The sequence below is a fragment of the Desulforamulus aquiferis genome (genome assembly GCF_030577015.1).
GTDB lineage: Bacteria > Bacillota > Desulfotomaculia > Desulfotomaculales > Desulfotomaculaceae > Desulfotomaculum > Desulfotomaculum aquiferis.
On record NZ_JARPTC010000006.1, the window covers coordinates 1 to 26,216 of the forward strand.

Annotated in this window: 20 protein-coding genes and 1 other annotated feature; of the genes, 18 read left to right on the forward strand and 2 right to left on the reverse strand. The window is 51.1% G+C overall.

Translation table 11 applies throughout. The features are described from left to right. From carB to argH, 4 genes are all read left to right on the forward strand, one after another. A partial coding sequence (gene carB / locus P6N53_RS04810) for a carbamoyl-phosphate synthase large subunit (protein WP_304541601.1) occupies positions 1 to 2,304 on the forward strand: 2,304 nt, incomplete at its 5' end. A gap of 21 nt (positions 2,305 to 2,325) precedes the next feature. Next, entirely contained in the window at positions 2,326 to 3,267 is a 942-nt protein-coding gene (gene argF / locus P6N53_RS04815) for an ornithine carbamoyltransferase (RefSeq protein WP_304541602.1), read from the forward strand. A 168-nt stretch (positions 3,268 to 3,435) separates the two neighbouring features. Then, on the forward strand, positions 3,436 to 4,641 hold the full coding sequence (locus P6N53_RS04820) for an argininosuccinate synthase (RefSeq protein WP_304541603.1): 1,206 nt from the start codon (positions 3,436 to 3,438) through the stop codon (positions 4,639 to 4,641). A 30-nt stretch (positions 4,642 to 4,671) separates the two neighbouring features. Then, a complete protein-coding gene (gene argH, locus P6N53_RS04825; RefSeq protein WP_304541604.1) occupies positions 4,672 to 6,048 on the forward strand; it encodes an argininosuccinate lyase in 1,377 nt (458 codons plus the stop codon). A gap of 67 nt (positions 6,049 to 6,115) precedes the next feature. On the opposite strand, the gene P6N53_RS04830 is transcribed toward argH, so the two are convergent. Together P6N53_RS04830 and P6N53_RS04835 are read right to left on the reverse strand one after the other, a co-directional pair. Continuing rightward, complete coding sequence (locus P6N53_RS04830; RefSeq protein WP_304541605.1) at positions 6,116 to 6,664, reverse strand: DUF3231 family protein; 549 nt, start codon at positions 6,662 to 6,664, stop codon at positions 6,116 to 6,118. A gap of 103 nt (positions 6,665 to 6,767) precedes the next feature. Next, positions 6,768 to 7,160 (reverse strand): YueI family protein, encoded by a 393-nt coding sequence (locus tag P6N53_RS04835; RefSeq protein ID WP_304541606.1) that lies wholly within the window; start codon positions 7,158 to 7,160, stop codon positions 6,768 to 6,770. Between the two features lie 165 nt (positions 7,161 to 7,325). Further along, positions 7,326 to 7,580, forward strand: a binding site (T-box leader). A 57-nt stretch (positions 7,581 to 7,637) separates the two neighbouring features. Here P6N53_RS04835 and ilvD point away from each other — a divergent pair. The 14 genes from ilvD to glmS all read left to right on the forward strand — a co-directional run bounded on the left by ilvD (position 7,638) and on the right by glmS (position 26,044). Next, positions 7,638 to 9,296, forward strand: a complete 1,659-nt coding sequence (gene ilvD, locus P6N53_RS04840) for a dihydroxy-acid dehydratase (protein ID WP_304541608.1) — start codon at positions 7,638 to 7,640, stop codon at positions 9,294 to 9,296. Between the two features lie 34 nt (positions 9,297 to 9,330). After that, positions 9,331 to 10,992, forward strand: a complete 1,662-nt coding sequence (gene ilvB / locus P6N53_RS04845) for a biosynthetic-type acetolactate synthase large subunit (RefSeq protein WP_304541610.1) — start codon at positions 9,331 to 9,333, stop codon at positions 10,990 to 10,992. Between the two features lie 15 nt (positions 10,993 to 11,007). Further along, complete coding sequence (ilvN, locus tag P6N53_RS04850; protein WP_304541611.1) at positions 11,008 to 11,520, forward strand: acetolactate synthase small subunit; 513 nt, start codon at positions 11,008 to 11,010, stop codon at positions 11,518 to 11,520. Between the two features lie 3 nt (positions 11,521 to 11,523). Further along, on the forward strand, positions 11,524 to 12,516 hold the full coding sequence (gene ilvC / locus P6N53_RS04855) for a ketol-acid reductoisomerase (RefSeq protein ID WP_304541612.1): 993 nt from the start codon (positions 11,524 to 11,526) through the stop codon (positions 12,514 to 12,516). Between the two features lie 24 nt (positions 12,517 to 12,540). Then, a complete protein-coding gene (gene ilvB / locus P6N53_RS04860; protein ID WP_304541613.1) occupies positions 12,541 to 14,211 on the forward strand; it encodes a biosynthetic-type acetolactate synthase large subunit in 1,671 nt (556 codons plus the stop codon). 20 nt (positions 14,212 to 14,231) lie between these two features. Continuing rightward, the gene (locus tag P6N53_RS04865) at positions 14,232 to 15,758 is read left to right on the forward strand and encodes a 2-isopropylmalate synthase (RefSeq protein WP_304541614.1); all 1,527 of its coding nucleotides are present in this window, start codon (positions 14,232 to 14,234) and stop codon (positions 15,756 to 15,758) included. A gap of 21 nt (positions 15,759 to 15,779) precedes the next feature. Next, on the forward strand, positions 15,780 to 17,042 hold the full coding sequence (gene leuC, locus P6N53_RS04870; protein WP_304541615.1) for a 3-isopropylmalate dehydratase large subunit: 1,263 nt from the start codon (positions 15,780 to 15,782) through the stop codon (positions 17,040 to 17,042). Then, positions 17,042 to 17,542 (forward strand): 3-isopropylmalate dehydratase small subunit, encoded by a 501-nt coding sequence (locus P6N53_RS04875; protein ID WP_304541617.1) that lies wholly within the window; start codon positions 17,042 to 17,044, stop codon positions 17,540 to 17,542. The genes leuC and P6N53_RS04875 overlap by 1 nt, the downstream gene beginning before the upstream one ends. After that, a complete protein-coding gene (gene leuB, locus P6N53_RS04880; RefSeq protein WP_304541618.1) occupies positions 17,535 to 18,605 on the forward strand; it encodes a 3-isopropylmalate dehydrogenase in 1,071 nt (356 codons plus the stop codon). Before P6N53_RS04875 ends, leuB begins: the two co-directional genes overlap by 8 nt. 22 nt (positions 18,606 to 18,627) lie before the next feature. Further along, positions 18,628 to 20,208 carry a citramalate synthase gene (gene cimA / locus P6N53_RS04885; RefSeq protein WP_304541619.1) on the forward strand — a complete coding sequence of 527 codons (1,581 nt, stop codon included), beginning with the start codon at positions 18,628 to 18,630 and terminating at the stop codon, positions 20,206 to 20,208. 306 nt (positions 20,209 to 20,514) lie between these two features. Then, positions 20,515 to 21,339, forward strand: coding sequence for a diadenylate cyclase CdaA (gene cdaA, locus P6N53_RS04890; protein ID WP_304541620.1), 825 nt, complete (start codon positions 20,515 to 20,517; stop codon positions 21,337 to 21,339). Continuing rightward, the gene (locus P6N53_RS04895; RefSeq protein WP_304541621.1) at positions 21,336 to 22,331 is read left to right on the forward strand and encodes a CdaR family protein; all 996 of its coding nucleotides are present in this window, start codon (positions 21,336 to 21,338) and stop codon (positions 22,329 to 22,331) included. The genes cdaA and P6N53_RS04895 overlap by 4 nt, the downstream gene beginning before the upstream one ends. 206 nt (positions 22,332 to 22,537) lie before the next feature. Continuing rightward, positions 22,538 to 23,872, forward strand: a complete 1,335-nt coding sequence (glmM, locus tag P6N53_RS04900) for a phosphoglucosamine mutase (RefSeq protein WP_304541623.1) — start codon at positions 22,538 to 22,540, stop codon at positions 23,870 to 23,872. A gap of 342 nt (positions 23,873 to 24,214) precedes the next feature. Beyond that, a complete protein-coding gene (gene glmS / locus P6N53_RS04905) occupies positions 24,215 to 26,044 on the forward strand; it encodes a glutamine--fructose-6-phosphate transaminase (isomerizing) (protein ID WP_304541624.1) in 1,830 nt (609 codons plus the stop codon). The last annotated feature ends 172 nt before the right edge of the window (positions 26,045 to 26,216 follow it).

The following is a 26,216-nucleotide window of genomic DNA, read 5'->3' on the forward strand; positions in this document are numbered from 1 at the left end:
GCTCTGGCCTCTAAAGCCACTGGCTATCCCATTGCTAAAATAGCCGCTAAAATTGCCATTGGCCTGAACCTGGATGAGATCATCAACCCGGTCACCGGCAAGACCACAGCCTGCTTTGAACCCACCCTGGATTACGTGGTGGTAAAAATACCCCGTTGGCCCTTTGACAAGTTTGCCAGCGGTGACAGGATACTGGGTACTCAAATGAAGGCCACCGGGGAAGTTATGGCCATCGACCGTACCTTTGAGGGGGCGCTGATGAAGGCCGTTCGCTCCCTGGAGATTGGTGTAGACAGCCTGCAAATGAAGGGCAGTGCAAGTTGGACCGAGATGGAGCTGGAAAGTAAGCTTAACCGGCCAGATGACGAGAGGCTCTTTGTGGTGGCAGAGGCCTTCCGTCGTTATTGGACCCTTAAAGAGGTGGCCCAGCTAACTGCCATTGATTACTGGTTCCTGGAAAAAATTAAGGATCTGGTGGTGCTGGAGCAGCAGATCCGCAATGCCGGGGGCTCACCTGGCGAGGAATTGCTGCGCAAGGCTAAAACCTACGGCCTGTCCGATGCCCATATAGGCAGACTATGTGGCAAGCCCATGCGGGAAATTAGGGAATTGCGCAAGGAGTATGGCCTAATTCCCACCTATAAAGTGGTAGATACCTGTGCCGCGGAATTTGAATCCACCACCCCCTATTACTACTCCACCTATGATTTAGAGGATGAAGTGTCCGTATCTGACCGGGAAAAGGTCATTGTACTTGGCTCTGGTCCCATAAGGATAGGTCAGGGTGTGGAGTTTGACTACTGCTCGGTACATTCAGTATGGGGACTGCAGACAGAGAACATCGAGGCCATTATTATTAATAACAACCCCGAGACTGTTTCCACCGACTTTGATACTGCGGACAAATTATATTTTGAACCCCTTACGGTGGAAGATGTCATGAACATCATTGATAAAGAAAAGCCCCTGGGTGTTATTGTTCAGTTTGGTGGTCAGACTGCCATCAACCTGGCCGGGGATTTAGCCCAGATGGGTGTCAGGATATTAGGTACACCTGTGGAGGGTATCGACGCTGCCGAGGACAGGGAGAAGTTTGAAAAACTGCTGAAGGGCCTGGGTGTTCCCCAAACCGAAGGAAAGACTGCCTTCACGGTGGAGCAGGCCCGCAAGATTGCCACGGAGCTTGGCTTCCCTGTGCTGGTTCGCCCCTCCTACGTTTTAGGGGGCCGGGCCATGGAAATAGTATATAACGACGACCAATTGTTAAAATACATGTCCAGCGCGGTGCAGGTATCTCCTAAACACCCGGTGCTGGTGGATAAATATTTCCGTGGTAAAGAAGTAGAAGTTGACGCCATTGGTGACGGCAAAAATCTCTTTATACCGGGTATTATGGAACATATTGAGCGGGCGGGAGTTCACTCGGGGGATAGCATTGCGGTGTACCCGCCCCAAAGCCTGAGCAAGAGAGAAATAGAACTGGTGGTGGATTATACAACCCGTATTGGTGCAGCCCTTAAGATATGTGGTCTTATGAATATCCAATATGTTGTTGGTGAGGGAGCCGTTTATGTATTGGAGGTTAACCCCCGGGCATCCCGGACTGTTCCGGTGCTATCCAAGGTAACAGGTGTACCCATGGTTCAAACTGCCACCCGCTGCATGATGGGTAAAACCCTGGGTGAACTTGGCTATAAGCCTGGTCTGGGGCCGGTGTCCGACCATATAACCGTCAAGGCGCCTGTATTCTCCTTCGAGAAACTAGGCCTGGTGGAAACCTCCCTGGGACCGGAAATGAAATCCACCGGGGAAGTAATGGGAGTGGATAAGAACTTTTCCCATGCCTTTTATAAAGCCATTACCTCGGCCGGCCTGAAGGTGGCCCGCAGTGGAGCGGTGCTATTCTCGGTGGCGGACCGTGACAAGCTTGAAGCAGTGGCGGTGGCCCGGCAATATGCCGCCCTGGGCTTTAAGCTTTACGCCACCCTCAATACTGCCTCAGCCCTGGCTGCTGCCGGGCTGCTGGTGGTAGGTACCGAGGACCCTATCACCATGGTGCGCTCCGGAAATGTTCAGATGGTGGTTAACACACCAACCAAGGGTAAAGTAACCGGCAGGGCCGGGTTCCGTCTGAGACGGCTGGCGGCTGAATATAAGGTTCCCTGCCTAACGTCCCTGGATACCGCCAGGGCCATGGCCGGCGTACTGCAGGATTTACTCCAGGGTGATGAAGTAATGCCGGTGCCGTTGGACCAGTTTACGGAATTTCTTAAAGATCAACAGCCCACAAAGAACGTGGGATAATTTTGCTGGAGGGTAACGCAAATGACAAGCCCGAATATGAGTTTAAAGGGCAGGGATTTATTGACCCTGCATGACTTTACGGTGGAGGAGGTTAATCTCCTGCTGGAGGAGGGGGCACGGATCAAGGCCCTGCAAAAGGCAGGTATTCCTCACCCCTATTTACAGGGCAAAACCCTGGCCATGATTTTTCAAAAAAGTTCAACCCGCACCAGGGTTAGCTTTGAGGTGGCCATGTTTCAATTGGGTGGTCACGCCCTGTTCCTAAGCCCCAGGGATATTCAGATGGGCCGGGGGGAATCGGTGGCTGATACGGCTAGGGCCCTGTCACGGTTTGTGGACGGCATAATGATCAGGACCTTTGACCAGAATGAGGTGGAGGAGCTGGCGACCTACGCCACCATCCCGGTAATCAACGGACTTACAGATTTGACACACCCCTGTCAGATTCTTGCCGATCTAATGACCGTTAAAGAGCATAAGGGTACTCTGTCAGGCTTAAAACTAGCCTACATTGGTGATGGCAACAATATCGCCCATTCATTGATGTATGGCTGTGCCAAGGTGGGCATGAAAGTAGCCATTGCCTCACCGGACGGCTATAAGCCCAATGCCAAAGTAGTAGAACTGGCCAAGCAGGATGCCCTTTTGACAGGAACCAGCATAGAAGTGGTTTCCGACCCCATAGAGGCAGTTAAAAATGCCGATGTTATTGTCACCGACGTTTGGGCCAGCATGGGCCAGGAAGAGGAGCAAAAAATACGGGAAAAGGCCTTTGCCGCTTATCAGGTAAATGAGGAGCTATGCTCCCATGCCAAGCCGGATTTCATCTTCCTACACTGTCTACCGGCCCACCGGGGCGAAGAAGTAACCGCTGAAATCATCGACGGCTCCCACTCGGTGGTCTGGGACGAAGCAGAGAACCGCCTGCATGCCCAGAAGGCAGTGCTGGCGATGTTGGTTTAAAATTTTTCACCCGTGGTAGGAATATCCATTCAATTGTCGAAAATACTAACCTTATATCAAATACACAACAACCACCCGGGATTATTGACATTACAAGCCCTGCTGCCTCCGTGAAAGGGAGGGGCAGGGTTAAGCAATACCGGGCTGAAGGAAAGGAGCTTTTTAAATATGCCAAAAGTTGTACTGGCCTACTCCGGCGGCCTGGACACATCCATTATCATTCCCTGGCTTAAGGAAACATATGGTTACGAAGTAATAGCCATGACTGCTGACCTAGGGCAGGGGGAAGAGTTAGAGCCATTGGAAGAAAAGGCCATCAAGAGCGGGGCCAGCAAGCTATACATTGAAGATCTCCGTAAGGAATTTGTTGAGGACTACATATTCCCCACATTGAAGGCCGGGGCCGTTTACGAAGGTAAATATCTCCTGGGTACTTCCTTTGCCCGCCCATTAATTGCTAAAAAGCTAGTGGAAATAGCTGAAAAAGAAGGGGCGGTGGCCGTGGCTCACGGAGCCACCGGCAAAGGTAATGATCAGGTTCGTTTTGAGCTGGGAGTAAAAGCCTTGGCCCCCCATTTGAAGGTGGTTGCACCCTGGCGAGAGTGGGATATTCGCTCCAGAGAAGACGCAATAGATTACGCTGAGGCCAGGGGTATTCCCGTGCCTGTTACCAAAAAAAGCATCTACAGCCGGGACCGCAACATTTGGCATATTAGCCATGAGGGCGGGGAATTAGAGAGTCCCGCCAACCCTGCCACTAATGACATGCTCATGCTCACCGTGCCCCCGGAAAAGGCTCCCGATAAGCCTACCTTTGTAGAAATAGGCTTTGAAAAGGGTATTCCCGTAGCCGTGAATGGCGAGAAAATGGATGCGGTTAGCCTGCTGGAAAAGCTGAACGTAATTGGTGGGGCCAATGGTGTTGGCATTGTAGACATGGTGGAAAACAGACTGGTTGGTATGAAATCCAGGGGAGTTTACGAGACACCAGGTGGTGCCATTCTAGTATATGCCCACAGGGAAATGGAACTCCTGACCCTGGATCGGGCAACCCTGCATTACAAGGAGCAGATGGCCCTGCGCTATGCGGAGCTGGTATATGACGGCGTTTGGTTTGCCCCCCTCCGGGAGGCCCTGGATGCCTTTGTGGACAGCACCCAGCGCACCGTCACAGGGACTGTAAAGCTCAAGCTTTATAAGGGCAACATTATCCCAGCGGGAACCAGTTCCCCCTACTCCCTGTACGATGAAGAGCTATCAACCTTCAGCAAGGATGAGGTGTACAACCAGGCTGATGCTGAGGGCTTCATCAACCTATTTGGCCTGCCCTTAAAAGTTCGGGCAATAATGGAGAAAAAAGCAGGTTTAAGATAAATCCAAAACACCAGTGGGAGATGTAAGACTATGAAACTTTGGGGCGGTCGCTTCCAAAAAACAACCGATAGCCTAGTGGAGGATTTTCATTCCTCCATTTCTTTTGACCAGAGACTTTACCGCCATGACATTCAGGGCAGCATTGCCCATGCCACCATGCTGGGCAAGGTGGGGGTCATTTCCCCAGGAGAGGCTGAGCAAATAGCAGAGGGACTACGCCAGGTTCTGGCGGATATTGAAGGCGGCAAGGTAGAATTTGACGTGGCTGCCGAGGATATCCACATGAATGTGGAGCAGCTGCTCACAGCAAAAATAGGTGCCCTGGGTAAAAAACTCCATACAGCCCGCAGCCGTAATGACCAGGTGGCTGTGGATGTTAGAATGTACCTGAAGGATGAGCTTAAAGAAATAAGGGCCCAGCTTAAGGAATTGGTGGAGACTTTACTGAACTTAGCGGAACAGCACCGGAGCACTGTCATGCCCGGTTACACCCATATGCAGCGGGCACAGCCCGTGACCCTGGCCCACCATCTGATGGCCTATGTTCAGATGCTCCTCAGGGATATGGATCGTCTGGCGGACTGCTACCGTCGCACCGACGTTATGCCCCTGGGTGCCGGCGCCCTGGCTGGAACCACCTTTCCTTTGGAACCGGAATATACTGCGGAGCTGCTTGGCTTTGCCTCTGTCCAGAATAATTCCATGGATGCAGTGAGTGACCGGGATTTTGCCGTGGAGTTTTGTGCCGATGCAGCCCTCATTATGATGCACTTAAGTAGGTTTTGTGAGGAAATTATTCTCTGGGCCACCGGGGAGTTTGCCTTTATTGAGCTGGACGATGCCTACAGCACCGGCTCCAGCATCATGCCCCAGAAAAAGAACCCTGACGTGGCTGAACTCATAAGAGGTAAAACCGGGCGGGTTTATGGAGATTTGATGGGGCTGCTGACGGTCCTCAAGGGCTTGCCCATGGCTTACAATAAAGATATGCAGGAAGATAAAGAGGCCCTCTTTGACGCCATTGATACAGTCAAGGGCTGCCTAATGGTGTTTAAGCCTATGGTGGCCACCATGACCGTTCGTAAGGAAAATATGGCCCAGGCTGCTAGGGGTGGCTTTACCAACGCCACAGACGTGGCCGACTACCTGGTGAAAAAGAATGTACCCTTCCGGGAGGCCCATGAAATCGTGGGTAAGGCAGTTTTCTATTGCCTCCAGCAGGGTAAAAACCTGGAAGAGCTCACCCTTGAGGAGTACAAAGGGCTATCACCGATTTTCACCGAGGATATTTATACGGCCATTGGTGTAGAATATTGCGCCGCTGCCAGAAAAGTAAGGGGTGGCCCGGCTCCTGAGGCTGTGACTAAGGCCATTGCCGCGGCTAGGGACATGCTGAAAACTATCTAAAGTATGACGCCCCGGAGTAATTATATCCTCCGGGGCAGTTTTATGAATTATTATATTGATTTAGAGTCTAATGCTGCGGCGCGCCGGGAGGGTAATATGAGGGCGGCACCTTTATCCAGCCCCGCTTTCTCAATAGGGGCATAAAATAGGCACCAAATTTTACCCGATCTGTTAAAAAACGCAGCCACATTTCCCCTATATCACTGCGGATTGACTGGGCTAGCCCGGTGGCACATAAAGTAAGGGTCGACACTTGTTTTACTGAAATTCCATTGGCTATCTCATCATCGGTCATTTTTACCCCAAGGGGTACATCTTCCGGGTTGGAGTGGGGTTTTTTCTCGGAAGTTGGGGGGAGGGGGATTCCTTCATCCCTAAATAAGCTTTCGACTTCCTGAATGTGGCCACGGCAATCATTATAACTATTCTTTAAAGCTACGACTAACTCATCATCCCTTGTGGTATTCAAGGACATCTCAACAAATCGGTTAATCTCTGTTAACACTGTATGATAGGTCCACAAATTCATTACTTCCCCAACATGTATCGGGCTTTTGGGTTCATCATCAACATAGGTTGAGAGAATGCCCTTAGCAGCCTCCATAATTGTTGTCAATATTATCACCACCATTTAAAGTATACATTTAATAAATATATAAATATAATTTGTACACCTAAAACAATTTATGCATTTACTCGATCATCCCGTCCAGGTTTACCTAAGCCTGAATAGTAATGGTCTCGACATCAACGGCATCATCTGATGATACCACCAGGCCCACCGGGCCCTTAAAGGCAGTGTCGCTTACATAGGATACTTCCAGGCCCCTTTCTCTGGCAGGCTTCTCGTATTTGGCAGCCTGCTTCACTGAAATGCAATAGTGAATAAGCAGGTTATTTGCCCTGGGATCATTTATTGCCTGCAGGAATTCCGGGTAAACAAAGTCAGATCTTGCCTGGGCTATATCGAGGACCTTGAGGACCCTTTCACGAAGCTCCCCCAAAAATAATCTCCGCTCACTCTGCTTGAATTCTGCACCGTTCAAGGCTACCTTTAAGATAAAATCTAGATCCGAGTTCTGGGTCATCCCAACCTCGCAATTTTCTGTCATCTAAATGCCCCCAACCTTTTGATGCCAATATTTTAACTGTCACCGGGGCTCTTTATGCCTTGGAAAAAATTACTAAAGAAAACATGGTGGGCTTAACTGAAATTTAACTAACTATTTCTTGACAGGGTATGACGAAAAACTTATACTAAGTAGTAATTCCAAACGGAAATAGCGTTGATAGGGATAGTAGTCTGATACAGGTAGCTACAGAGAGCCGGATTAGGTGCAAGCCGGTGCTAACGACAGGCTAAGCTCACCCTGGAGTTGCCCCTTTGAAAGTGCACAGCACAAGTAATTGGGGCCGGGTTAAGGAAACCCGTTATCAAAATCCCCACCGTGCCTTTATGGATGGTGGAAGAGTGGCTCCTATTGGAGCAATCAGGGTGGTACCGCGGAAGGATTATACCTCTCGTCCCTGGCAATTATGCCAGGAACGAGGGGTTTTTTATTTTATCGAACTAGACAGGAGGGTATGCCGTGCGTAGCGATGTAATGAAAAAAGGATTGGAGAGGGCACCTCACCGCAGTTTGTTCAAGGCCCTGGGTATGGTGGAGGAGGAACTGAATAGGCCCATGATTGGGGTTGTTAACTCCTTTAATGAAATAGTCCCGGGACATATTCATTTAAAAGATATAGCTGAGGCTGTTAAAGCAGGAGTCCGCCTAGCCGGTGGTACCCCAGTGGAATTTCCCGCCATTGCTGTATGCGATGGCATAGCCATGGGACACCCGGGCATGAAATACTCTCTAGCCAGCCGTGAACTTATTGCAGATTCCATAGAGGCCATGGCCATGGCCCACCCCTTTGACGGACTGGTGCTAATTCCTAATTGTGATAAAGTGGTTCCCGGCATGCTAATGGCTGCGGCCCGTTTAAATATTCCCGCCATTGTGGTCAGCGGCGGGCCCATGATGCCAGGCAGGCACGGGGATAAAAATGTCTCCCTAACCAACATGTTTGAAGCGGTGGGAGCAGTTCACACCGGACGAATGAGCTCCGAGGAACTGGCGGTGATGGAAGACAATGCCTGCCCAGGTTGTGGCTCCTGTTCCGGGATGTTTACAGCCAACAGTATGAATTGCCTAACGGAAGTACTGGGCATGGCCCTGCCGGGCAACGGAACTATTCCAGCGGTATCGGCGGCCAGACGCAGGCTGGCCAAGATGGCCGGCATGAGGGCGGTCTACCTGGTTAAGGAAGATTTAAAGCCCCTGGATATATTAACTGAGGAAAACTTCCGCAATGGCCTGGTGGTGGATTTAGCCCTCGGCTGTTCAACAAATACGGTTTTACACCTTCCCGCCATCGCCCATGAGGCAGGAATTGAAATAGATTTAGATATTATTAACGAACTTAGTCAGATAACCCCCCATCTTTGCAAGCTTAATCCCGCCGGAGACCACTATATAGATGATTTGTATGTAGCCGGTGGCATCCAGGCAGTGATGAAGGAACTGTCCGGCAAGAGTCTGATTAATCTGAACATTAAAACCGTCAGTGGCTTGACTGTGGGTGAACTGCTGGAGCAAGCCAAGACTGCAGATAGAAAGGTAATTAGAAGCCTCCAGGAGCCCTACAGCCCCATAGGAGGGCTGGCAATCCTGAGGGGAAACCTAGCCCCCGATGGAGCTGTGGTAAAAAGAGCCGCCGTGGCCCCGGAAATGATGAAGCACTCAGGGCCAGCCAGGGTATTTGACGGTGAAGAGTCGGCCATTGAAGCCATCATGGGAGGCCAAATCAAGCCGGGAGATGTAGTGGTAATCCGCTGCGAAGGGCCTAAGGGAGGTCCAGGTATGAGAGAAATGCTAGGACCTACCTCGGTACTGGCAGGCATGGGTTTAGATAAGGAAGTGGCCCTTTTAACAGATGGCCGTTTCTCAGGGGCATCCAGGGGTGCGTCCATTGGACACATATCCCCGGAAGCAGCGGAAGGAGGTCTTATCGCCGTCCTTCAGGACGGGGATATTGTTGAAATAGATATTCCCAACTTCCGACTCGAGGTAAAACTTGAACAGGCAGAAATTGACCGGCGCATGTCGGCCTGGCAGCCGCCGCAGCCAAAGGTAACCCGTGGTTATCTGGGCCGGTACGCCAAGCTGGTTTCCTCCGCCGGAAAAGGAGCCGTCCTTAAATAAGAAATACTGATAAGCCAACTGGAGGTTTTTTCTAATGAAAATGTCCGGAGCACAAGTTTTAATAGATGCATTAAAAGAGATGGAAGTAGAACATATCTTTGGTTATCCCGGAGGACAGGTGCTTCCAATCTACGATGCCCTTTATGATGCGGACTTAAATCATATACTGACCAGACATGAGCAGGGTGCTGTCCATGCAGCGGATGGCTATGCCAGGGCTTCGGGGAAGGTGGGAGTTTGCCTGGCCACCTCGGGGCCAGGGGCCACCAACCTGGTAACAGGAATTGCCAATGCCTACATGGATTCAGTGCCCCTGGTGGCTATAACCGGCCAGGTGCCAACAGCCATGTTAGGCCGGGACTCTTTTCAGGAAGCTGACATTACAGGGATTACACTTCCTATAACAAAGCATAATTACTTGGTTAAAGACATTAGGGATATGGGACGTATTGTGAAAGAAGCCTTTCACTTAGCCAGCACAGGCCGTCCAGGCCCAGTACTCATTGATATACCCAGGGATGTATCCTCGGAAACAATGGATTATCAGAGAAACGGCTTTCTTGCCCTACCTGGCTACAACCCTCCCCGTAAGGGCAGGGAAGACCTGGTAAACCAGGCCATGAAAGCCATTGCCCAGAGCCAGCGGCCGGTGATTTATGCAGGAGGCGGTATCATCAGCGCCGGGGCCCATGGGGAATTGAAGAGACTGGCAGAAACGCTAATGGCGCCGGTGGCCACCACATTGATGGGCTTGGGTGGCTTCCCCGGGGAACACCCCCTGGCCCTTGGCATGCTGGGTATGCACGGTTCCAAATATGCCAACTACGCCATTTGCGACTGTGACCTCTTAATTGCCGTTGGTGTGAGGTTTGATGACCGGGTTACCAGTAAGGTTGAAGCCTTTGCCCAGGATGCCAAAATCATTCACATTGACATAGACCCGGCTGAACTGGGGAAAAATGTCCAGGTAGATATTCCTATCGTGGGAGATGTAAAAACAGTTCTCAATCAACTGTTAGAGAGGCTGGAGGCTAAGCTTGATACAGCTTGGCGTGATAAAATTACCGCCTGGAAAAAGGAATACCCCCTGGAATTTGATGAAAGTGGAGACACCTTGAAACCCCAGCATGTTATCAGGGAAATCTACCGTCAGACCGGCGGAGAGGCCCTGATCAGCACCGAGGTCGGACAGCATCAGATGTGGGCGGCCCACTATTATACCTACTCCAAGCCCCGGTCCTTTATCTCCTCGGGGGGCCTGGGTACCATGGGTTACGGCTTCCCCGCAGCCATCGGGGTGCAGGTGGCCTGCCCGGAGGAAACGGTCTTTGACATAGCCGGAGACGGCAGTATCCAGATGAATATTCAGGAGATGGCTACCGCAGTGAATTACGAGCTGCCGGTAAATGTGGCCATAATGAACAACGGCTTCCTGGGGATGGTGCGCCAGTGGCAGGAAATGCTCTATAACCGCCGATATTCCCATTCAGAGCTGGCAAACCCAGACTTTGTCAAGCTGGCCGAGGCCTATGGTGCCGAGGGCTATAGAATTACCAAAAAGGATGAGGTGGCTCCGGTGCTGCAGGCAGCCATCCAATCCAGAAAGCCTGTGTTAATGGATTTTGTCATTGAAAGAGAAGAAAATGTTCTGCCCTTTGTCCCACCGGGCAAGGCGCTGAACGAGATGTTGGGTTAGAAAAGGGGTGCCATAATGTACCGTACACTGGCAGTATTGGTTGAAAACAGCCCCGGGGTATTGGCCCGGGTGGCCGGCCTATTCAGCCGGCGCGGCTACAACATTGATAGCCTTACGGTGGGACGCACAGAGAATCCCGCCGTCTCTCGCATGACCATTGTGGTAGAGGGAGATGACCGGGTGCTGGAGCAGGTCAGCAAACAGCTACACAAGCTGGTAGACGTAATTAAGATTAATGACATTACCGGCTCCCCCCATGTAGATAGAGAAATGGTAATCATCAAGGTTTCCGCCGATGCCAACACCAGGGGAGAAATAATGCAGATTGCCCAGATATTCAGGGCTAGCATTGTAGACTATGGGCACCGGAACCTTACAATTGAGTGCACAGGCAACCAGGATAAAATGAATGCCTTTGAAGAAGCACTCCGTCCCTTTGGAATTAAAGAATTGGTACGTACCGGCAAAATTGCGATGCTGCGTGGCGCCAAATTTACCAATATCAATAGGAATAAAGAGGAGGACTAACAAATGGTCAAAGTTTATTATGATGCAGATGCTAATCTAGAATTACTTAATGGAAAGAAAATTGCGGTGCTGGGTTACGGCAGCCAAGGTCATGCCCAGGCCCAGAGCCTTAAAGACAGTGGACTTGATGTTGTGGTGGGTCTCCGCAAGGATAGCGCCCGCTGGGCCAAGGCAGAGGCAGATGGTCTGCAGGTAGCAATTGTTCCCGAAGCGTGCGCCCAGGCAGATGTTATCCAAATCCTGCTGCCCGATGAGATCCAGGGCCGTGTCTATGCAGAAGAAATCGAGCCCTATCTAACCGAAGGTAAAGCCCTGATGTTTTCCCACGGCTTCAACATTCACTTTGGTCAAATTGTACCACCCAAAAACGTGGATGTGTTCCTGGTAGCTCCTAAGAGCCCCGGACATTTGGTAAGACGTATGTATGCAGAGGGCAAGGGTGTACCAGGACTGGTGGCGGTTCACCAGGATTACACCGGCAGAGCTAAAGACATCGCCCTGGCCTATGCCAAGGGTATCGGCTGCACCAAGGCAGGTGTATTTGAAACTTCCTTTAAAGAAGAAACTGAAACAGACCTCTTCGGGGAGCAGGCTGTACTTTGCGGTGGCGTTAGTGAGCTGATTAAGGCCGGCTTTGACACCCTGGTGGAGGCAGGCTATGCCCCTGAAATGGCTTACTTTGAGTGCCTCCATGAGCTGAAGCTGATTGTAGACCTCATTTACGAGGGCGGTCTTTCCCGCATGAGATATTCAGTAAGCAACACCGCTGAGTATGGTGACTATATGATTGGACCACGCATTATTACCGAAGAAACCCGTCAGGAAATGAGATATGTACTACAGGAGATCCAGGACGGCACCTTTGCCCGCAACTGGATGCTGGAAAACCAGGTTAAGGGTCCCCAATTTAATGCAATTCGCAAAATGGAGCAGGAGCATCAGATCGAAGAGGTTGGAGCAGAGCTCCGCAGGATGATGCCCTGGTTGAAGAAATAATTTGAAAATCGGGAGGGATATGCTTTGAAAATAACCTGTGCGGAAGCCTTGGTTCGCTGTCTGGAATTAGAGGGCGTGGATTTAATATTTGGTTATCCCGGCGGAGCTATCCTCCCTGTGTACGATGCCTTAAACAGCAGCAAGATAAAGCATATATTAACCCGGCACGAACAGGGGGCAACCCATGCAGCCAGCGGCTATGCCAGGACCACTGGCAAGGTGGGGGTCTGCATGGCCACCTCAGGACCCGGTGCCACCAATCTGGTAACGGGATTGGCGAATGCCTATATGGATTCCATACCCCTGGTGGCCATTACCGGGCAGGTTCCTACGGTTCAAGTGGGTACAGATGCCTTTCAGGAAGTAGATATTACCGGCATTACCATGCCGATAACTAAACATAACTACCTTGTCAAAGATGCCAAAATGCTGCCCATGATCATTAAAAGGGCCTTCCACATAGCCAGAACAGGCCGCCCAGGACCGGTACTGATTGACCTACCCAAGGATGTGGCCTATACCAGCATTGACTTTGAGTATCCAGAGGTTGTTAATCTTATGGGCTATAAGCCTACGGTTAAGGGCCACGCAGCCCAAATAACCCAGGCCGCCAAGTTAATGATGCAGGCCGAGAGGCCGGTTATCTACATAGGTGGCGGGGTTGTAAACGCAGACGCCTCAGAGGAACTGTTATGGCTGGCTGACACCATCGATGCTCCCGTGGTATCCACCCTGATGGGCCTGGGCTCCTTCCCAGGGGATCACCCACTTTTCCTTGGTATGCTGGGCCTCCATGGCTCCAGGGCTGCCAACCAGGCAGTAACCGAGTGTGATTTATTGATCACCCTGGGGGCCAGGTTTGATGACAGGGTTACCGGCAGGATTGCGGGCTTTGCTCCGGAGGCAACGGTGATTCATGTGGATATCGACCCGGCGGAGATTGGCAAAAATGTGAAGTCACATCTTCCCATCGTGGGAGATACAAAGAAGGTACTGGAGAGCCTGCTGGTTCGCCTAGAGAAAAGGAAGAATCCCTCCTGGATCGAAACAGTGAGCTTTTGGAAAAAAGACCTGGCCTTTAAATATAATGAGGGCGGAGAGATCCTTAAGCCCCAATATGTAATAGAAGAGATTTACCGCCATACCGGCGGAGATGTCATAATGGCCACGGATGTAGGGCAGCACCAAATGTGGGTGGCCCAGCATTTCCCCATGAAGAGGCCGCGCAAATTTGTTACCTCCGGGGGACTGGGAGTAATGGGCTTTGGTTTGCCAGGTGCCATTGGTGCCCAGTTTGGCAAGCCGGATGAAACTGTGGTATTGGTAACTGGGGATGGCAGTATTCAGATGACCATCAATGAGCTGGGCACTGCAGCAGAACAAAAGCTACCCCTTAAGATATTTGTGCTGAACAACAACCGCTTAGGTATGGTTCGTCAGTTGCAGGAGTTTTACTGTGACAAACGCTATATTGCGGTGGACTTTTCCTTTGTACCGGATTTTGCCGGCCTGGCCCAGGTTTACGGCTTTAAGGGCTTCCGGGTTAAGACGGCGGAGGAATTGGAGGCAACCCTAAAGGAAGCCTTTAGCTTCCCTGGTCCGGTGCTGGTTGATTGCCAGGTGGACCCGGAGGAAAATGTTATGCCCATGGTATTGGCAGGAAAAGACATCTGTGATGCCATTGATAACGAGTAAATAGATCGGGGGGGATGGGTTTGAGTAACCGGGTATACATCTTTGACACCACCCTGAGGGATGGAGAGCAGTCCCCTGGTGTCAGTTTGAACATAAATGAAAAGCTCCAGATAGCCAGACAACTGGCCCGACTAGGAGTAGACATCATCGAAGCTGGTTTCCCCATAACCTCACCAGGAGATTTTGCCGCCGTCCAGGCGGTGGCCAGGGAAGTTAGGGGGGTTACCGTGGCCGGTCTGGCCAGAGCCAACTTTAAAGATATTGACGGTGCCTGGGAAGCAGTAAGGGACGCGGAGCAGGCCCGTATTCACACCTTCATAGCTACCTCGGATATCCACCTCAAATATAAGCTGCGCAAGGACCGGGAGCAGGTAATTGAGGCCGCGGTGGCAGCTGTAAAGCATGCTAAGAAATATACCTCGGATGTGGAATTTTCCGCCGAGGATGCCTCCCGGTCAGATGTGGATTATCTGGCCCGGGTCTTCGGAGAAGTCATTAAGGCCGGTGCCACCGTTATTAACGTACCGGACACAGTGGGCTATTCCACTCCAGAGGAATTTGGCCTCTTTATCAAGGCCATTATGGAAAAGACCCCCGGCATTGAAAAGGCTGTGGTCAGCGTGCACTGCCACGATGATTTGGGTCTGGCGGTGGCCAACTCCCTGGCTGCCATTGGCTATGGGGTACGCCAGGTTGAGGGCACCATTAACGGCATAGGCGAAAGGGCAGGCAATGCCGCCCTGGAAGAGGTGGTAATGGGCCTTTACACCCGTAAGGACCGCTATGGTCTCACCACCGGGTTCAATACCAAGGAAATATATCGCACCAGCCGTCTGGTGAGCTCCCTTACCGGCATGCCTGTGCAGCCCAATAAGGCTGTGGTGGGCAAAAACGCCTTTGCCCATGAGTCCGGCATCCACCAGGACGGTGTTTTGAAGGAACGGACCACCTATGAGATTATGAACCCTGAAATGGTTGGCATTGCAGCCAGCAACCTAGTTCTGGGCAAGCACTCAGGCCGCCATGCCTTTAGGGATAGACTTTCGGAACTGGGTTATGAACTGTCCGATGAAGAATTAAACTTAGCCTTTGCCCGTTTTAAGGCACTGGCGGATAAAAAGAAGGAAATTGCTGATCAAGATATCCAGGCCATTGTTGAGGACGAAATCAGACATATTCCCGAAACCTATCTGCTGGAATACCTGCACATTTCCAGCGGCAGCACCGTGGTGCCAACTGCCACCCTGGGACTCAGGAAGGGCGAAGAGCTAAAGGAAGAGGCCGCCTGTGGGGATGGCCCTGTTGATGCCATTTACAAAACCGTGGATAAAATCACAGGTCTCCAGTGTGTACTGGTAAACTACGCCATTAACGCTATCACCGGGGGTAAGGACGCCCTAGGTGATGTAACAGTTAAGCTGAAGTGTCAGGAAAACGAGAAAATCTATATTGGCCGGGGTGTCAGCACCGACATCCTGGAGGCCAGTGCCAAGGCCTATGTCAATGCGGTGAATAAACTGATATTTGATCACCAGCCAAAGAATTAAACTAAGAGAGGTGAAGTTACCGTGCCAATGACAATAACGGAGAAAATATTGGCTGCAGCAGCAGGTAAAGACAGTGTCAAACCAGGCGAGCTGATTAATGCTAAGGTTGACCTGGTGCTGGCCAATGACATTACAGCACCGGTGGCTATTAAGGAGTTTCAGAAAATCGGTGTAGCAAAGGTTTGGGATAAGGAAAGGGTTACCCTGGTGCCAGACCACTTTGTGCCTAATAAAGACATTAAGTCCGCCGAGCAGGCTAAGATGGTGCGGGACTTTGCACATAGTCAAGAGCTTACTAACTACTTTGAAGTGGGACGCATGGGTATTGAACACTGCCTGCTGCCTGAGCAGGGTCTGGTGGGGCCGGGAGATGTGGTCATCGGTGCCGACTCCCATACCTGCACCTACGGAGCCCTGGGTGCCTTCGCCACCGGCGTTGGCAGTACCGACCTGGCAGCAGCCATGGCCCTGGGTGAAACCTGGTTTAAGGTTCCCGAGACCATTAAGTTTGTGTACAATGGCCAGCTGGGACCCTGGATTGGCGGCAAGGACCTGATTCTCTACACCATTGGCAAAATCGGCGTAGATGGTGCCCTGTACCAGGCCATGGAATTCTGCGGCGAAGCCATTAGCCAGCTTTCCATGGATGGCCGGTTTACCATGGCTAATATGGCCATTGAGGCCGGTGGCAAAAACGGCATTATCCAGCCCGACGAGATTACCAGGCAATATGTCGAGGGCAGAACCAAAAGGCCCTATAAATTCTATACCAGCGATCCCGATGCCCACTATGCCAAGGTATATGAATTTGATGTAGCTAAGATTGAGCCCCAGGTGGCTTTCCCCCACCTGCCGGAAAATACCCGCCCGGTCAGTGAGGCCGGCGGCATAGAAATACACCAGGCGGTTATCGGCTCCTGCACCAACGGTCGTATTGAGGATCTGAGGCTGGCCGCTAATGTGCTAAAGGGTAATAAGGTAAACAAGAAGGTACGTTTAATCATCATCCCCGGAACCCAGGAGATTTATCGCCAGGCCATGCATGAAGGTCTCTTTGATATCTTCCTAGATGCCGGAGCAGCTGTCAGCACCCCCACCTGCGGCCCCTGCCTGGGAGGCTACATGGGAATTCTGGCCCAGGGTGAGCGCTGCATCTCCACCACCAACCGGAACTTCGTAGGCCGCATGGGTCACGTGGAGAGTGAAGTGTACCTGTCCAATCCCGCTGTGGCTGCGGCCAGTGCCATAACCGGCCACATATCCCATCCAGAGGAGGTGCTGTAATGTTACTGCAGGGTGATGTTTGGAAGTTTGGTAATGACGTGGATACGGATCTAATTATTGCTGCCCGCTACCTGAACAGCTCAGACCCGGCGGAACTGGCCCGCTACTGCATGGAGGATGCCGATGCCACCTTTGCTTCCAAGGTTAAGCAGGGTGATGTCATCGTGGCCGGTAAAAACTTTGGCTGCGGCAGCTCCCGGGAGCATGCCCCAATTTCCATTAAGGCTGCCGGGGTATCCTGCGTAGTGGCTAAATCCTTTGCCCGGATTTTCTACCGTAACTCCTTTAATATTGGGCTGCCTATCTTTGAATGCCCCGAGGCCATTGAGGAATTGAATGAAGGTGACAAAATCACCGTTAACGCTGATACCGGAGAAATCATTAACGAAACCACGGGTAAAAAGTATCAGGCTGTACCAATTCCGGATTTTATGCGGCAAATCATTGATGCCGGGGGATTAATAAGTTACGTAAAAGGTCGGGTGAACCAAGGTGTATAAAATAGCTCTTTTGCCCGGTGATGGCATCGGGCCGGAAATAGTACCCCAGGCAGTCAAAGTCTTAGAGGCCGTGGGGGAGAAATATAACCGGGAATTTCAGTTTGAGACTGCTCTGATTGGTGGAGCTGCCTATGATGCCACAGGTCATCCTCTCCCCGAGGAAACCCTGGAACTGTGCCGTCGCAGTGATGCTATTTTGCTTGGTGCCGTGGGCGGACCTAAGTGGGATAGCTTAGAGCCTCACCTGCGCCCGGAGCGGGGAGCCTTGCTGCCCCTGCGCAAGGCCCTGGGACTGTATGCAAACCTGCGACCTGCCACAGTTAAGCCTTCTTTAGCAGATGCCTCAACCCTAAAGGAGGATATTGTGTCCGGCCTGGACATAATGATTATCCGGGAACTTACCGGGGGCCTCTATTTTGGCCAAAAGCACCGGGAGGACCTGCCTGAGGGCGGCCAAAAGGCAGTGGAAACCTTGGAGTATTCCACCGCTGAAGTGGAGAGGGTGGCTCGCCTGGGCTTTGAGATGGCCCGTAAAAGGGATAATAGATTGATGTCAGTAGATAAGGCCAATGTTCTGGAAAGCTCCCGTCTCTGGCGGGAAGTTGTAGAGGAACTGGCTAAAGAATATCCCGACGTGGAGTTAAGCCATATGTATGTAGATAACGCTGCCATGCAGCTGGTCCGCAACCCCAAACAGTTTGACGTAATGGTTACCGAGAACATGTTTGGCGATATCCTTACCGACCTGGCCTCCCAGCTTACCGGCTCCATCGGTATGCTGCCCTCGGCCAGCATTGGCGGAGAAGTGGCCCTTTACGAGCCCATCCACGGCTCGGCACCTGATATTGCCGGTCAGAACCTGGCAAACCCCATTGCCACCATTTTATCGGCAGCCATGATGCTGCGGGTATCCTTTGGACTGGAGCAGGAGGCCCAGGCCATTGAGGCTGCAGTTAACAGTGTACTGGAGCAGGGTTACCGTACCGGCGACATTATGCAGCCCGGCATGACCAGTCTGGGAACTGTGGAAATGACCGAAGCTATTCTGAAAGAATTGAGGTAACCCCCAGGAAATGCAAAGGAGTGTGACTCCAATTGGGAATTTAAAGCCTACCATTAAAATATATGACACCACCCTACGGGATGGCACCCAGGGTGAGGGGGTAAGCCTATCTGCAGATGACAAGGTCAAGATCGCCCTGCGCCTTGATAAGATGGGCTTCCACTATATCGAAGGGGGCTGGCCCGGTTCCAATCCCAAGGATATGGAATTCTTTGACCGGATTAAAAAGCACCAGCTAAAAAATGCCGTAATAACGGCTTTTGGCAGTACCTGCCGACCAGGAGTAGAGCCGGGGCAGGATGCTAACCTAAAATGCCTGCTGGATTCCGGTGTAAAGCTAGCCACAATCTTCGGTAAATCCTGGGACTTCCACGTAACCAAAGCCCTTAATACCACACTGGAAGAAAACCTACGCATGGTTGAAGAATCGGTGGCTTTCTTAAAGGGCAATGGGCTCAGGGTGTTTTTTGACGCAGAACACTTTTTTGACGGCTTTAAGGCCAATGAGGAATATGCCCTGGCAGTTCTCAGGGCTGCCGTTTTGGGTGGGGCTGAGGCCGTTATCCTCTGTGATACCAACGGGGGCAGTATGCCCTTTGAAATACAACAGGCGGTAGAACAGGTGGCGGCTGAGCTGCCAGGTGTGGAGCTGGGTATCCATGCCCATAATGATAGTGAAATGGCAGTTGCCAACAGCATCATGGCGGTTCAGGCCGGGGTTACCCAGGTACAGGGCACGGTAAATGGGCTGGGTGAACGGTGCGGCAATGCCAACCTATGCTCCATTGTGCCAAACCTGGCCCTGAAGCTTGGCTATACCACCATCCCCCGGGATAATTTATCCTTTTTGACGGAGCTATCACGCTTTGTCTATGAGATAACCAATTTAAACCCAGTGGCTAATCAGCCCTTTGTGGGGGAGAGCGCCTTTGCCCATAAGGGTGGCATTCATGTCAGTGCGCTGATGAAGGAACCAGGAACCTACGAGCATATGGACCCTGCTTCCGTGGGCAATGTACGACGGGTACTGATGTCTGAGTTATCGGGGCTTTCCAACCTGTTATATAAATACAAGGGACTTAACCTTGATAAGACCAGCCCCGAAGGCCGCAAGGTCCTGGAGCAGCTTAAGAAGATGGAACATAAGGGCTACCAATTTGAGGCAGCCGAAGGTTCCCTGGAGCTTATGCTGCGCAAGGCCATGAACGGCTACCGGGAACCCTTCCAGCTGCAAAGCATGAGGCTGATACTGGAGGTTAGGGAGCAGCAGCCTATACACTCCGAGGCAGTGATCAAGATGCGGGTGGGAGAAGAGATTGTACACACTGCTGCCGAGGGTAACGGCCCGGTAAACGCCCTGGATAATGCCCTGCGTAAGGCCCTGGAAACCATCTACCCGGAAGTGGCGGCCCTGCGACTGCTGGACTACAAGGTTCGGGTATTGGAGGAGAAGGCCGGCACCGAGGCCCAGGTAAGGGTATTGATCGAGACCGGCAACGGTAAAGAAACCTGGGGCACAGTAGGAGTATCCACCAACATCATTGAGGCCAGCTGGCAAGCCCTGGCTGACAGTATGGCTTACGGGTTGTTGGGTGAAAAATAATATTATTCTTTATAAGAAGATCCGGGCTATGGCCGGGTCTTCTTTAATTATAAAAGCACAGAAGTTGTCACAACCCTTTACCACCTAAATTTTGCAGGAGGTCTTGATAAAATTGAAATGAAGGGGTCGGGGAAGTATAAAGCTGTTAGATAGGTTGAAGACTGTCTAGGGGAGTTTATTTCGTTCGTACATATTAGTGAAATAATTAATTATGAAAGTTTGAAGGTTTAATTAAGGCCAATATCGAAATTTTAATAATATATTCGAGATATACTACCAATATCTAAATAATAGGGGGAGTGCCGGTTGCTGGAACAACTAAAGGCGCTGAACCTTGACATCCTAAATATTACCAGCATTCTGGATATAATCCTGGTTACCTTTGTTTTTTATAGATTTATGCGGATTATCCAAGGAACCAGGGCGGTTCAGCTTATTAAGGGTCTGGTGGTTCTGCTGGTGGCCAACACCGTCAGCAGTTGGCTGCATTTATACACCATTAACTGGTTGCTGCAACAGGTAATGACCGCCCTGGTGGTTGCCCTGCCCATCGTGTTTCAGCCTGAGCTGAGGCGGGCACTGGAGACCCTGGGACGGGGCAAGTTTTTTGCTAAGACCATCAGCACCATCAAGGAAGCTGACAGGACCCGCATGATTAATGAGGTAGTCAGGGCAGTTCAGGTTCTTACCAAGAATAAAATGGGAGCCCTCATAATTATTGAGCGGCAAACAGGTCTAGAAGAATATATAGACTCGGGTGTTAAAATCGACGGGATAGTATCGGCGGAGTTTATGATCAATATCTTTATTCCCAATACACCCCTGCACGATGGTGCGGTAATTATTCGGGGAGATAGGGTTGTGGCCGCTGCCTCCTTTCTTCCCCTATCGGAAAATCCCTACCTAAGTAAGGAATTGGGTACCAGGCACCGGGCCGGCATAGGTGTCACCGAGGTTTCAGATGCCCTGGCGGTAATCGTATCTGAGGAGACGGGAGATATTTCTCTGGCCTCGGATGGAAACCTAGACCGTATGCTGGACGAGCCAACCTTAAAGAAGAAACTCACCGAAGCCCTGGAACCCAAAACACTGAACTCATTGGGCGGCGTATTTAGGAGGAACGAGCCATGATTCGGCTTAAATGGAGCAACAACTCCATGATGCTTCTTTCTGTTCTGCTGGCTATTTTACTTTGGATTTATGTCACCAACGTGCAAAATCCGGTAAAGGAGCAGGAATTCAGGGTAAACCTTGATGTCCGGGGGGAAGTACCCCAGGGACTAACCATGGCAGGTATGCCCAAGACCGTTACCGTCAGGGTACAGGGTAAAAATGCCCAGCTCACCGGAATTCAGGCGGCAGACTTTCAGGCTATTGTGGAGCTTGGCCCATTGGAGGAAGGGGAGACCACCAGGACAGTTCAAATAACAGCCCCCAGCGGCTTGCAGGTAGTTCAGGTTAATCCTGCCAGGGTCAATTTGGAGCTTGAAAGTATCATTCAGAAGCAGGTACCAGTAACTGTGGCCATAAGGGGTGAGCCTGTAACGGGTTACTATGCCTTAGAACCGGCTATACAGCCCACGGCAGTATTGATTAGAGGGCCTGCCCGGATAATAAATGAAATAAAGAGCCTTGAGGTTACGGCCAATATAAGTGGAGCTTCACAAAATGTGGACCAAACCTTAATGGTTCCCCTGCCCGAGGGAGTAACCTCCTCGCCTGACAGGGTAAAGGTACTTGTTCCCGTTACCCAGGCACAACCCTATAAGGTGCTGCCAGTGGTAGTGAAAACCACGGGAACATTACCCGAGCAATATCAACTGGTACGCGCCATTCCTCAGCCTGCCACGGTACAGGTCTATGCCCCGGTGGAGGTGCTAAATAACCTGGAGAATATTACCACCGAGAATATTAGGCTGGATGGCATTACAGATAATGTTCTTAAGGAAGCACGCCTGCTGCTGCCCGAGGGTGTGATAGATATGATCCCGGGCAGAGTGGAGGTATCTATTCAAGTTCGTCCTAAACAACCTCAGGCAACTGATCCACCACCGACCACGCCTCCTACGACACAGCAACCTCCACCGGCCACGGAACCGGTGACTCAGGATCAGCAAAATTAACAACAGCAGTAACAAATGGGCCTGGCCCGGCAATACTAACCGGGGTCAGGTTCTTTTTCTTCAATTATTACCAAAGGGTGGACAAGGTCAAAGGGCTGGGCGAAGGGCATAGTATATGTAAAAAAATTGACTGAAAATCACCGGGACGATATAATTACCTTGGTAAAATTATCTTCCTCAAGGAAAAGGAGGAAATAAAACTTATAATGGCAAAACTTTTCGGCACTGACGGAGTCCGGGGTGTAGCCAATACCGAGCTTACCCCCGAGTTGGCATTTAAGCTGGGCCGGGCGGGTGCCCATGTGTTGACCAGGCAAGGACACCCCAAAAAGGTTGTGATCGGCCGGGATACAAGGATTTCAGGGGATATGCTGGAGGCAGCCCTGGTGGCAGGCATATGCTCCGTTGGGGTAAATGTCTATAAGGTAGGTGTGCTGCCCACACCGGCAATCGCATATTTGACCAAGAAACTAGGGGCGGGAGCGGGCGTAGTTATCTCAGCCTCCCATAACCCGGTTAATGACAATGGTATCAAGTTTTTCGGACCCAGCGGCTACAAGCTGCCCGATGAATTGGAAGCAAAGATTGAGAAGCTGGTATTAGAAGACAATCCGGATTTACCTAGACCCACGGGCGGGGAGCTGGGTAGAGAATATTATGTAGAAAGTGCCCTGGACAGCTATATTAATTATGCCAAGAGTACCATAAAAACTGATCTTTCCGGGATTAAAGTGGTCGTAGACTGCGCCAACGGAGCTGCCTTTCAGGTGGCACCCAGGGTATTGGAGGAGCTGGGGGCCGAGGTTATTCCCATCTTCCATATGCCGGATGGTGTCAACATCAATGCCGGCTGCGGCTCAACACACCCCGAAGCATTAATGGAAGAGGTGCTAAAGCAGGGGGCAGACCTGGGCTTGGCCCACGATGGTGATGCAGATAGGGTATTGGCTGTAGACAGCCAGGGCCAGCTGGTGGATGGAGACCGGATTATGGTTATCTGCGCCAAACACCTTAAGGCAAAGGGCAGGCTGCGGAAAAATACCCTGGTAACAACAGTCATGAGCAACATCGGACTGCACAAAGCCCTGGAAGAGGCCGAGATAAATGTGGTGGAAACCAAGGTGGGAGACCGCTACGTCCTTGAAAAACTGCTGGAAACGGGAGCCCGTTTTGGCGGAGAACAGTCCGGCCACATAATTTTCCTTGAGCACAACACCACAGGAGATGGTATAATTACTGCATTACAATTGCTTGCGGTAATTAAAGAAACCGGTCAATCCCTAAAGAAGCTGGCTGCCCAGATGGAGCAGTACCCCCAGATATTAAAAAATGTCCGGGTCAAGGATAAAACCCACGTCATGCATAGCCCCAGCCTTACCGAGGCTATCCGCCGCTTTGAGCGGGAGCTGGAGGGTCAGGGACGTATACTGGTGCGCCCCTCGGGTACAGAGCCCCTGGTCAGAATCATGGTTGAGGGGAAAGATATGGAGCAGCTTCAGGCAATTGTAGATAAAATGGCTGATATAGTGGGCGACATTTAGTTGTTGCCCACTGGTATAAAATAAAGGAGGTGGTTAAAGGCAAGCAATCACTCCAGGACAACTAAATAAAAAGCGCCAGAACCCTATCATAAGGGTTGACGAGGAGAGGGAGTATCGAGTATTCGGCGGGTGCCCTCCGGCCGGTCACGGCCGAGAAAGCAGCATAAAACCCGGAGGTAACTCTGGAGACAAAGACTGCAGGTGACCATTAGGCGGCATTACCACAAATGTTTCACGCCCGGGTATTTTATTGCCATAACCGGGGTAATCTACACAGTGATATTATTGTGCCGTGGCCGGAACAGGTCGCGGCATGAATTATTTTAAGGAGGTCGACCAAATATGTGCGGAGTAGTCGGCTACGTGGGCTTAAAGCCCGCCACACCAATTATTGTAGAAGGTCTTAAAAAGCTTGAATATAGAGGTTACGATTCATCTGGAGTAGCAGTCCTAGATAGGGACGGTCTTAAGGTGGAAAAGAAAATGGGCCGTCTGGCAGAGCTGGAAAAGGCTCTTACAGGCAAGGAACTGGATGCCACCATCGGCATCGGACACACCCGCTGGGCCACCCACGGTCGCCCCAGTGATGTAAACGCCCACCCCCACACTTCCAATGATGGAAGAATCGCCGTGGTTCACAATGGCATTATTGAAAACTACCTGCATCTCAGGGAATGGCTTAGCTCCATGGGCCACGAATTCAAATCGGAAACCGACACAGAGGTAATTCCCCACCTGATAGAGCATTTCTATAAGGGAGACCTCATTGAAGCGGTACAACAAACAGTTTCCCACCTGGAAGGTTCCTATGCCATTATGACCATTTCCAAGGATCAGCCGGATCGTATTATTGCCGTCCGTCAGGATATGCCCCTGGTTGTGGGACTCGGAGAGAATGAAAACCTCCTGGCCTCAGATATACCGGCCCTGCTGAAATACACCAGACAGTGCTACCTCTTAAATGACGGAGATGTAGTGGAACTCAGGGCAGAGCAAGTGATTATCCGGGATCTGACGGGTCAGGTTGTGGAAAAGGATATCTTCGAAGTTACCTGGGACGCAGAGGAAGCCGAAAAGGGCGGCTACGAACACTTCATGATCAAAGAAATCAACGAGCAGCCCAGGGCCTTAAGGGACACCCTCAAGGGTCGCACCACCCACCAGGGGGATAAGGTGGTTTTAGATGAAATCAAAATGACCACCCACCAAATTCAAGGTATCAAAAAGATAATCATCACCGCCTGCGGCACAGCCTTTCATGCAGGATTGGTGGGTAAATATGTTATAGAGCAACTGGTGCGGATACCCGTAGAGGTAGACGTAGCTTCCGAATTCCGCTACCGTGATCCCATCGTGGATAAGGATACCCTGGTGGTAGTGATCAGCCAATCCGGTGAAACAGCAGACACCCTGGCAGCCCTCCGGGAAGCTAGGCGCAGGGGTGCCAGAGTAGTGGCCATCACCAACGTAATAGCCAGCTCAGTGGCCAGGGAAGCCGACGACATCATCTACACCTGGGCAGGCCCAGAAATATCAGTGGCCTCCACCAAGGCCTACACCACCCAACTGGTAGGCATATACCTCCTAGCCCTATACCTGGCCCAGGAGCGCAATACCCTGGCAGCAGGGAATATAAAAGAAATCCTAAATGAGCTAAAGGCCATCTACGCCAAAGCTCAACAGGTGCTGGACAACGAATCACAAATCAAGGAATTCGCCCAGCAATACCACAAATGCGAAGACGCCTTCTTCATCGGCCGTGGCCTAGACTACGCAGTGGCCCTGGAAGGCTCCCTAAAGCTAAAAGAAATTTCCTACATCCACGCCGAAGCCTACGCCGCAGGCGAATTAAAGCACGGCACCCTGGCCCTAATCGTAGAAAACATCCCGGTAATTGCCCTGGCAACCCAGCAAAGCCTCTACGAAAAGATGGTCAGCAATATCAAGGAAGTAAAAGCCAGAGACGCCTCAGTCATCGCCCTAGCCATGGAAGGCCACACCGAAGTAGAGAAGGTAGCCGACCAGGTGCTGTATATACCCAAGACTCACCCGGTTTTAGCACCCATTTTAACGGTGATACCTCTACAACTGCTGGCCTATTATATGGCAGTCTACCGGGATTGCGATGTTGATAAGCCGCGGAATTTGGCGAAGAGTGTGACTGTGGAGTAGGGGGAGTGGTGGTGGATTTTTGTGTAGGTTTTACTATATGTTGAGAATATTGTCTTTTTCATTAAAGTATGAGAATGTTGCAATATAGTTTGAGAATCATCTCATTTATAGTTTGAGAATAGAAACACCACCACCTTTTAGATAAGGGAGGTGGTGTCTGTTTTTTAAACCT